Genomic DNA, 8,543 nt, shown 5'->3' with positions numbered 1-8,543 from the left:
CGCCCCCACACCTGCCAATAAACGTTGACAAACCGACGGCCGCCCGGGGGCGCGGGGCCCCACCCCGCCCCCCCCCGCTTCCTCATCTCCGGAAGAGCTCGTTCAGGTCCGTCTGCGAGAGCTGGTGTTCGGCGTACGAGAAGGTGCCCCGGTCCGCCAGCTCCCTCGCCGCGTCCAGCAGCTGTGCGTACATCGCCCGGGCGATGCTGCCGCCCACCGTGACCCGGCGCACGCCGAGGTCGCGGAGGTCGGCCAGGGACAGGGCGCTGCCGGTCAGGCCCATCACCACGTTCAGCGGGCCGTCCAGCTCGCGGACCAGCGTGCCGATCGTCGCCGCGTCCGCCGCGCCCGGCACGAACGCGCAGTCGGCGCCCGCCGCCAGATACGCGTTGGCCCGCCGCACCGCCTCGTCGAGCGGGCCGCCGGTGAGCAGCACGTCGGTGCGGCCGACCAGGACAAATGGCTCGCCGGCCGCGTCGACCGCCTCGCGCGCGGCGCGGATGCGGTCGGCCGCGAGCTTCGGGTCGTACAGCGGCTGTGCGCGGTCGCCCGTGAAGTCCTCGATGTTGCCGCCCGCGGCTCCGGCGCCGAGCGTCAGCGAGATCGTCTCGGCCACGGTCTCGGGGGACTCCCCGTACCCGTCCTCCAGGTCCGCGCTCACCGGGATCCGGACTCCGGCGGCGATGTCCCGGATCCGGTCCAGCATCGTCGCGCGGTCGACCCGGCCGCCGCCGTAGTCGTGGTCCGCGCGGCCCAGGGAGAAGGCGATGCCCGCGCTGGTGGTGGCCACGGCCGGGAAACCGGCCGCTTCCAGGACGCGGGCGCTTCCCGCGTCCCATGCGTTGGGGAGCAGGAAGCAGCCTTCCCGGTGCGACTCGACGAAGCGTGCGGCCAGTTCACGGCGTTGAGTGTCCACGCCGCCCAGTCTGTCAGCCGGCACTGACAACCAGGCGTCATCAGCTCCCGGTGAGGTCCAGGGCGATGTCGGTGATCATGTCCTCCTGACCGCCGACCAGCTTGCGGCGGCCCACCTCGACCAGGATCGCGCGGGTGTCGAGGCCGTGCCGGCGGGCGGCGGCCTCGGCGTGCCGCAGGAAGCTGGAGTACACGCCGGCGTAGCCGAGGGTGAGGGTCTCGCGGTCCACCCGCACCTCGCGGTCCTGCAGCGGTCGTACGACGTCGTCGGCGGCGTCCATCAGCGGGAACAGTTCGCAGCCGTGCTCCCAGCCCATCAGGTCGGCGACCGCGACGAAGGCCTCCAGGGGGCAGTTGCCGGCTCCGGCACCCTGCCCGGCGAGGGAGGCGTCGACGCGGGTGACGCCGTTCTCGACGGCGACGACCGAGTTGGCCACGCCGAGGCCGAGGTTGTGGTGGGCGTGGATGCCGAGTCCGGTGGCCGGGTCGAGGACGTCCCGGTAGGCGCGGACCCGGTCGCGGACGCCGTCCATGGTGAGGCGGCCGCCGGAGTCGGTGACGTACACGCAGTGCGCGCCGTAGGACTCCATCAGCTTGGCCTGGCGGGCCAGTTCGGCGGGTTCGGCGAGGTGGGACATCATCAGGAACCCGGCCACGTCCATGCCCAGTTCCCGCGCGGCGGCGATGTGCTGGGCGGAGATGTCGGCCTCGGTGCAGTGGGTGGCGATGCGGACCGAGCGGATGCCCAGGGAGTGGGCCTGCTTGAGGTCGTGGACCGTGCCGATGCCCGGGAGGAGCAGGGTGGTGGGGATCGCCTGGTGCACGGCGCCCACGACCGCCTCTATCCACTCCCAGTCGGTGTGCGCGCCGACGCCGTAGGTGACGCTGGAGCCGGACAGGCCGTCGCCGTGGGCCACTTCGATCGCACGGACTCCGGCGGTGTCGAGGGCGGCGGCGATGGTGCGGGCCTGGTCGACGGTGTAGCGGTGGCGGACGGCGTGCATGCCGTCCCGCAGGGTGACGTCCTGGACGTACAGAGCGGTCATCGGGACGCCACCTCCGGGGCACGTCGGGCGGCCATGCGCTCCGCGGTGCGCAGCGCGGCCGAGGTCATGATGTCGAGGTTGCCGGCGTAGGCGGGCAGATAGTGGGCGGCGCCCTCGACTTCGAGGAAGACGGAGACCTTCACGGCGTCGCCGGGGGCCAGGGTGCGCAGCGGGTCGTCGGCGGCCACCCGCTCGAACTGCACCTTCTGCTTGAGGCGGTAGCCGGGGACGTACGTCTGGACGCGGGCGACCATCTCCTCGACCGAGGCCGTCACCGCCGCGTCGTCGCAGTCGCCGACCAGGCAGTGCACGGTGTCCCGCATGATCAGGGGCGGTTCGGCGGGGTTGAGCACGATGATCGCCTTGCCGCGGGCCGCGCCGCCGACCTTCTCGATGGCGGATGCCGTGGTCTCGGTGAACTCGTCGATGTTGGCGCGGGTGCCGGGTCCCGCGGAGCGGGAGGAGATCGAGGCGACGATCTCGCCGTAGTGGACGGGCGTCACGGCGTTCACCGCGGCGACGACGGGGATCGTGGCCTGGCCGCCGCAGGTGACCATGTTGACGTTGGGGGCGGCCAGATGGGCGTCGCCGTTGACGGGCGGGACGACGTACGGGCCGAGCGCGGCCGGGGTGAGGTCGACGACCGTACGGCCGAGGGCGCGCAGCACCTCGTCGTGGCGGCGGTGGGCGCCGGCGGAGGTGGCGTCGAAGACGATCGAGACGTCCTCGAAGGCGTCGAGGGCGACCAGCCCGTCCACGCCCTCGTGGGTGGTGGCCACCTTGAGACGGCGGGCGCGGGCCAGGCCGTCCGACTCCGGGTCGATACCGGCCATGGCGGCGATCTCCAGTGACTCGGAGAGCCGCAGGATCTTGATCATCAGGTCGGTGCCGATGTTCCCGGACCCGATGACGGCGACCTTGGTGGTCATGCTGCTCCCTCGGTGGCGAAGGTGACCCCGACCGTGCCGAGGCCCTCGATGCGGGCGGTGAACTCGTCGCCCTCGGCGGCGACCGCCATCGGACCGAGCGCTCCGGTGAGGACGATGTCGCCGGCCCGCAGCGGGTCGCCGAGCCCGGCCAGGGTGGCGGCGAGCCAGCGGGCGGCGGTGAGCGGACTGCCCAGGCAGTCGGCGCCGGTGCCCTGCGAGACGGTCTCGCCGTTCTTGGCCAGGGTCATCCGGACGCCGCGCAGGTCGACGCGGTCCAGCGGGACCGGCGTGCCGCCGAGGACGAACAGGCCGCTGGAGGCGTTGTCGGCGACGGTGTCGACGATCGTGATGTCCCATCCGGCGATCCGGCTGTCCACGATCTCCAGCGCGGGCAGCGCGAAGGCGGTGGCCCGCAGCAGGTCGGCGACGGTGGGGTCGCGGTGCGGCAGGTCGGCGGCGAGGACCAGGGCGACCTCGGCCTCGACCTTGGGCTGGAGCAGCCGCCCGGCCGCGACCGGCTCGCCCTCGGCGACCGCCATGTCCGCGAAGAGGGCCCCGAAGTCGGGCTGTCCGACGCCGAGCTGCCGCTGTACGGCGGGCGAGGTCAGCCCGATCTTGCGGCCCACCGGCCGGCGGCCCGCGGCGACGCCCCGCTCGACGTGCAGCCGCTGCACCGCGTAGGCGGTCTCGATGTCGCCCTCGGGGAGGAGGGCGCGCACGGGGGCGCAGGGGATGCCGGTGCGGGTGGCTTCGTCGAGGACGTCGGCCACCTTGGTGACGAGGTCAGGGCTCATGCCGACAGGTATAGGCGGGCGCCGGGAAACGAGGCAAAATATGTTCCGTGGTACGGAACAGCAATCAGGGAAACATGCTCGACAAGGCAGTGGCGGTGCTGGACTGCTACCGCCCGAACGGCGGTGCGTTCCGTCTGACGGAACTGGCCGAGCGGTCCAAGCTGCCCAAGACCACCGTGTTCCGGCTCTGCGCCGAGCTGGTCCGGCTCGGTCTGCTGGAACGGGAAGCGGACACCTACCGGCTCGGCGGTGCCCTCTTCGAGCTGGGGTCGCTGGTGCCGCGCCGGCAGGATCTGCGGGAGGCCGCGCTGCCGTTCCTCCAGGACCTCTTCGAGGCCACCCACGAGACCGTGCACCTCGGGGTGCGCGAGGGCCACGAGGTGGTCTACGTCGAGCGCATCCACGGCCACGACGTGCTGCGGCTGCCGTCCCGGATCGGCGGCCGGCTCCCGCTGACCTGCACCGGGGTCGGCAAGGCCCTGCTGGCGTTCTCGGGCGCCGAGCTGGTCGAGGAGGTGCTGGCCGCACCGCTCCCCCGCCTCACCGCGCACTCGGTCACGGACCCCGCCCGGCTGCGCACGGCCGTCGAGCAGGCGCAGGTCGCGGGGCTCGCCTACGAGGAGGAAGAGGCCGCGGTGGGGGTCAGCTGCATCGCGGCACCGGTCTTCGACGGCCCCACGGCGGTCGCGGCGCTCTCGGTGGCCGTGCCGTGCGGCCGGTTCCGGCCCGCGCAGCTGGCCCCGGCGGTGCGGACGGCGGCGCTGGGGCTGTCCCGGGCGCTGCGCGGGGTCAGACGCCCAGCGGGACAGGCGTGAACATGGCCGGCTCCTGGTCCGGGGTCAGGGCGGTCGGGCCGTACACCCAGTCGGTGAACCCGTAGTCGTACGTGTCCCGGGCCCGCATGACCGCGTTGCGCCGGAGGCGTTCCTCGCCTTCGAGGTGCCACAGCTCGCCCCAGGCGCGGGCGGTGGTCTGCACCCGGCGGCAGTGCTCGACCCGGACCGCCTGGTAGGCGGCGAGGGCCGCGTCCCGGTCCGAGGCGGTACGGGTGAGGTGGTGGGCGAGCACCCAGCCGTCCTCGATCGCCATGATCGCGCCCTGCGCCATGTACTGCAGCGGCGGGTGCGCGGCGTCGCCGAGCAGGGCGACCCGGCCGTGCACCCAGGTGTCCACCGGGTCCCGGTCGAGCATCTGCCACCAGCGGTCCCGCCACATCAGCGGGATGCCCCGGCGCACGGTGTCACAGGTGGCCTCGAAGGCCGCGTCGAGCTCCTCCGGCCCGCCCCGTTCCCGCTCCGAGTCGGCCGAGTGCGACGCGAAGACGGCGACCTGGTTGAGCATCTCCCCGCCGCGCAGCGGGTACTGCACGAAGTGGCAGCGCGGCCCGACGTACACGACGACGTCCTGCTCCGCGATCCCGTTGCCCCGTACCCGCTCGATGGGCACGGCCGCCCGGTAGGCCACGTAACGCGAGCTGACCACGTCGTCGCCCACGAACTCCCGGCGCGCCACGGAGTGCAGTCCGTCGGCGGCCACGACCAGCGGGGCCTCCTCGGTACGGCCGTCCGCCAGCCGGATCCGGGCGCCGGCGCCGGTGTTCTCGTACCCGACGACCTTCCGGCCGGTGCACAGCTCCACCCCGGCCGCCCGGCAGGCGCGCAGGAGGAGGGCGTGCAGGTCGCTGCGGTGGATGACCAGGTAGGGATAGCCGTACCGGCGTTCCAGGTCGGCCAGGTCGAGCCGGGTGAGCTCACGGGCGTCGAGGGCGTCGCGCATCACCATGGCCTCGGGGAGCACACCGAGGCTCCTGGCCTCGTCGAGCAGGCCGTAGTCGTCGAGGATGCGGGTGCAGTTGGGCGCGAGCTGGATGCCGGCGCCGACCTCGCCGAACTCCGCGGCGCGTTCGAGGACGCGCACCCGCAGTCCCGCCCGGGTGAGGGCGAAGGCGGTACCGAGGCCGCCGATGCCGCCGCCGACGACCAGGACGTCGGGGCGGCGCGGACCGGTGGGGGGTGTGGGTGGGGTCATGGTCTGTTCCTTGCGTACCGGCGGCAGGCTGCTCAGAGCCAGGGGGGCAGGACGGGCGCGCCGTCGAAGGGGGCCGGGCGACCGGTGAGGTAGGCGGCGATCTCGGGGAGTTCGCCGGTGAGTTCGGCCGGCCCGGCCGGGCCCGGCAGCTCCCAGCGGTGGCCGTCGGACCGCAGGACGAGCGCCGGGCCGGTGGCCGCGGCGGCCCGTCCGGCGGCCGCGTCATCGCAGAGCGCGACGAGGAATCCGGCCGGGAGGTCGGCGAAGGACACCCCGGTGGCGAGGTCGACGGCGTGCACGTACACCTCGCGGGCGCGCAGCCAGGGCAGTTCGGTGGCCGGGACGGTACGGCCCTGGCCGGTCACGACCGGCGACCGCCACCGCTCCTCGTCGAGCGCGTCCATGGCGTCGGCGAGGGCGCCGGCCGACCGGCCCAGCCATGCGGTCAGTTCGGCCGCGGGCCGCCGGGCACCGTGCTCGATGCCTGCGGCGCGCTCCTCGGGCGAGGCGTACATCGGGGTCGGCACGCCGGTGGCGGCCCAGTGCACGAGGTTGCCCAACGCGTCGGCGTTGGCCGCCACATGGGCCACCAGGTGGCTTCGGGTCCAGCCGGGCAGCCCGCTGGGCGGGTCCAGGTCGGCGCCGGCGGCCCGGAGGAACAGCTCGGTGCCGGACCGGGCCCAGCGCCGGGCGTCCGCGAGGGTACGGCTCGTATGGCTGGTGCGGCTCGTATGGCCCCGGCTGGTACGGCTGGTACGGCTCATCGGGCGGACGTCTCCCGCACGACCCGGTTGGCCAGCCGCCCGATGCCCGCGATCTCCGTGACGACGGTCTCGCCGCCCAGCAGGAAGCGCTGCGGCTCGCGGGCCTGGCCGACCCCGCCGGGTGTGCCGGTGGCGATGAGGTCGCCGGGGTTGAGCCGGACCATCGTCGACACGTACTCCACGAGCGCGACCGGGTCGAAGAGCAGGTCCCCGGTGGAGTCGGACTGCATCACCTCGCCGTCGACGGCCAGCCGGATGTCGAGCTCGGGCCGGACACCGCCCGGCAGTTCGTCCGGGGTGACGAGATACGGCCCGACCGGTGTGCTGGAGTCCCACGCCTTGCCCTGGAGCCACTCCCGGGTGCGGAACTGCCAGTCCCGGCAGGTGATGTCGTTGAGGACGGTGAACCCGGCGATCGCAGCCTCGGCCTCGGCCCCGCGTGCCCGCCGTACCGACCTGCCCACCACGACGGCGAGTTCGGCCTCCCAGTCGAACTGCCCGGTCTCCTCCGGCCGCACGATGTCGTCGCCCGCACCGATCAGGCAGTCCGCGAACTTCGCGAACAGGGTGGGATGTTCGGGCAGGTCGCGGCCCATCTCCTTGATGTGGTTACGGTAGTTGAGGCCGACGCACACCACCTTGGAGGGGGCGGGGACGACGGGCGCGAAGTCGGCGCCGGCCAGGGGGTAGGCCGTACCGGTCGCGGCGGCGGCGAACTCCCGCCAGCCGTCCTGGCGCAGCACGGCGCCCACGTCCGGGAGGCCGAGGTCGACCAGCGTCCCGCCGGTCCCGCCGGTCCCGCCGGGCGCACCGCTCTCGCCGCTCTCGCCGTCGAGGCGTACGGCCCGGGTGGTGGCGCCGGTGCGGAGGGTCGCGAGCTTCATCGGGTGGTTCCTTCCACGTGCGTGCGGTTGAGCCGGAGGGCTTCGAAGACCGGGGAGTCGCTGAACCGGAACAGGTCCAGCGCGCCGGAGTCGGAGTCGGTCGCCCCGGCCTCGGAACGGACCGACAGCGGCTGCCAGGAGGGCACGACGAACAGGTCGCCGCGCGTGACGGACCAGGACGTCTCCCCGACGGTGACCGTGCCGGAGCCGTCGAAGACCTGGTACACCGACGAGCCGGTCTCGCGGACGGGCGCGGTCTCGGTGCCGCGCGTGACGCGGTGCATCTCGGCGCGGACGGTGGGCAGCACGTCGGCGCCGGTCGCCGGGTCGGTGAAGCGGACGGCCGCGTGGCCCGGTTCGACGGTGCCGGTGAACCCCTCGGACTCCAGGACGAGCTGGTCGGCGAGTGCGCGGTCGGTGTGCTCCCAGCGGTAGGCCAGAAGAGGGGTGCCGGGGGCAGTGACCTCGCCGACCGCGACCGGCCTGAGACCGGGATGCCCCCACAGGCGCTCGGAGCGCGATAGCTCCGGGGTGATCCGCTCGGCGTCGCTGATCTCGTCCCGGCCGAACTCGAAGAACTGCGACTCGGTGAGGTACTGGAACGGGATGTCGAGGCCGTCGATCCAGGCCATCGGCTCGGCGGTGGCGTTGTGGTGGGCGTGCATGTGCCAGCCCGCCTGCGGCAGGAAGTCGCCGCGCCGCATCGCGACCGGGTCCCCGCCGACGACCGTCCACACGCCCTCGCCCTCCACCACGAACCGGAAGGCGTGCTGGGTGTGGCGGTGCTCGGGGGCGTCCTCGCCGGGCATCAGGTACTGGATCGCGGCCCACAGGGTCGGCGTCGCGAAGGGCCGGCCGCCGAGCTCCGGGTTGGCCAGCGCGATGGCCCGGCGCTCGCCGCCGCGGCCCACCGGGACCAGGTCGCCGGCCCGCGCGGCCAGGGCACGCAGTTGCTGCCAGCGCCATACATGGGGCACGGCACGGGAGCGCGGATGGGCCGGCATGAGGTCGCCGATCTCGGTCCACAGCGGGACGAGGAGCTCCCGCTCGAAGCCCCGGTACAGCTCTTCGAGGGCCGGGGTGACCTCGGGCTGCCCCGGCGCCGCGGCGGCCCGGAGGCGGACCGGGGAGTCCGTGGCCCGGTCTGGGGTGAAGGTCTGTGTCACAACCCTCAGGGTGCGCC

General features: G+C 73.8%; 9 protein-coding genes. 1 reads left to right on the top strand and 8 read right to left on the bottom strand.

Features of this window, described 5'->3' with window-relative positions:
• Positions 1–82: 82 nt before the first annotated feature.
• Genes ACFWPS_RS49665 through ACFWPS_RS49650 form a run of 4 tightly spaced genes read right to left on the bottom strand, consistent with a single transcriptional unit; the run spans position 83 to position 3,684 of the window.
• Positions 83–916 carry an isocitrate lyase/phosphoenolpyruvate mutase family protein gene (locus tag ACFWPS_RS49665; protein ID WP_383719863.1) on the bottom strand — a complete coding sequence of 278 codons (834 nt, stop codon included), beginning with the start codon at positions 914–916 and terminating at the stop codon, positions 83–85.
• A gap of 40 nt (positions 917–956) precedes the next feature.
• Positions 957–1,961, bottom strand: coding sequence for a 4-hydroxy-2-oxovalerate aldolase (dmpG, locus tag ACFWPS_RS49660; RefSeq protein ID WP_383719860.1), 1,005 nt, complete (start codon positions 1,959–1,961; stop codon positions 957–959).
• The gene (locus ACFWPS_RS49655; protein ID WP_383719858.1) at positions 1,958–2,890 is read right to left on the bottom strand and encodes an acetaldehyde dehydrogenase (acetylating); all 933 of its coding nucleotides are present in this window, start codon (positions 2,888–2,890) and stop codon (positions 1,958–1,960) included. The genes dmpG and ACFWPS_RS49655 overlap by 4 nt, the downstream gene beginning before the upstream one ends.
• The gene (locus tag ACFWPS_RS49650) at positions 2,887–3,684 is read right to left on the bottom strand and encodes a 2-keto-4-pentenoate hydratase (RefSeq protein WP_383719856.1); all 798 of its coding nucleotides are present in this window, start codon (positions 3,682–3,684) and stop codon (positions 2,887–2,889) included. Before ACFWPS_RS49650 ends, ACFWPS_RS49655 begins: the two co-directional genes overlap by 4 nt.
• A 74-nt stretch (positions 3,685–3,758) precedes the next feature.
• Here ACFWPS_RS49650 and ACFWPS_RS49645 point away from each other — a divergent pair, with 74 nt between their 5' ends.
• Entirely contained in the window at positions 3,759–4,499 is a 741-nt protein-coding gene (locus tag ACFWPS_RS49645; RefSeq protein WP_383719854.1) for an IclR family transcriptional regulator, read from the top strand.
• Here ACFWPS_RS49645 and ACFWPS_RS49640 read toward each other — a convergent pair.
• The 4 genes from ACFWPS_RS49640 to ACFWPS_RS49625 are packed head-to-tail and all read right to left on the bottom strand — an operon-like array spanning position 4,474 to position 8,526.
• A complete protein-coding gene (locus ACFWPS_RS49640) occupies positions 4,474–5,712 on the bottom strand; it encodes an FAD-dependent monooxygenase (protein ID WP_383719851.1) in 1,239 nt (412 codons plus the stop codon). The two genes, ACFWPS_RS49645 and ACFWPS_RS49640, sit on opposite strands and share 26 nt — an antisense overlap.
• Before the next feature lie 32 nt (positions 5,713–5,744).
• Positions 5,745–6,476, bottom strand: a complete 732-nt coding sequence (locus ACFWPS_RS49635) for a maleylpyruvate isomerase family mycothiol-dependent enzyme (RefSeq protein WP_383719848.1) — start codon at positions 6,474–6,476, stop codon at positions 5,745–5,747.
• Complete coding sequence (locus ACFWPS_RS49630) at positions 6,473–7,360, bottom strand: fumarylacetoacetate hydrolase family protein (RefSeq protein ID WP_383719846.1); 888 nt, start codon at positions 7,358–7,360, stop codon at positions 6,473–6,475. The genes ACFWPS_RS49635 and ACFWPS_RS49630 overlap by 4 nt, the downstream gene beginning before the upstream one ends.
• A complete protein-coding gene (locus ACFWPS_RS49625) occupies positions 7,357–8,526 on the bottom strand; it encodes a cupin domain-containing protein (RefSeq protein ID WP_383719843.1) in 1,170 nt (389 codons plus the stop codon). The genes ACFWPS_RS49630 and ACFWPS_RS49625 overlap by 4 nt, the downstream gene beginning before the upstream one ends.
• Between the last annotated feature and the right edge of the window lie 17 nt (positions 8,527–8,543).

Origin of the sequence: Streptomyces sp. NPDC058457 (assembly GCF_042720695.1) — a bacterium.
Classification (GTDB): Bacteria; Actinomycetota; Actinomycetes; order Streptomycetales; family Streptomycetaceae; genus Streptomyces.
Note: the sequence above shows the minus strand (reverse complement) of the source record. Positions and strands in the feature narration are given on the sequence as shown.

What these genes read in the sequence shown, in the direction of transcription:
- dmpG (WP_383719860.1), bottom strand. Translation starts at nt 1,961, where the DNA reads ATGACCGCTCTGTACGTCCAGGACGTCACCCTGCGGGACGGCATGCAC.
- ACFWPS_RS49655 (WP_383719858.1), bottom strand. Translation starts at nt 2,890, where the DNA reads ATGACCACCAAGGTCGCCGTCATCGGGTCCGGGAACATCGGCACCGAC.
- ACFWPS_RS49650 (WP_383719856.1), bottom strand. Translation starts at nt 3,684, where the DNA reads ATGAGCCCTGACCTCGTCACCAAGGTGGCCGACGTCCTCGACGAAGCC.
- ACFWPS_RS49645 (WP_383719854.1), top strand. Translation starts at nt 3,759, where the DNA reads ATGCTCGACAAGGCAGTGGCGGTGCTGGACTGCTACCGCCCGAACGGC.
- ACFWPS_RS49640 (WP_383719851.1), bottom strand. Translation starts at nt 5,712, where the DNA reads ATGACCCCACCCACACCCCCCACCGGTCCGCGCCGCCCCGACGTCCTG.
- ACFWPS_RS49635 (WP_383719848.1), bottom strand. Translation starts at nt 6,476, where the DNA reads ATGAGCCGTACCAGCCGTACCAGCCGGGGCCATACGAGCCGCACCAGC.
- ACFWPS_RS49630 (WP_383719846.1), bottom strand. Translation starts at nt 7,360, where the DNA reads ATGAAGCTCGCGACCCTCCGCACCGGCGCCACCACCCGGGCCGTACGC.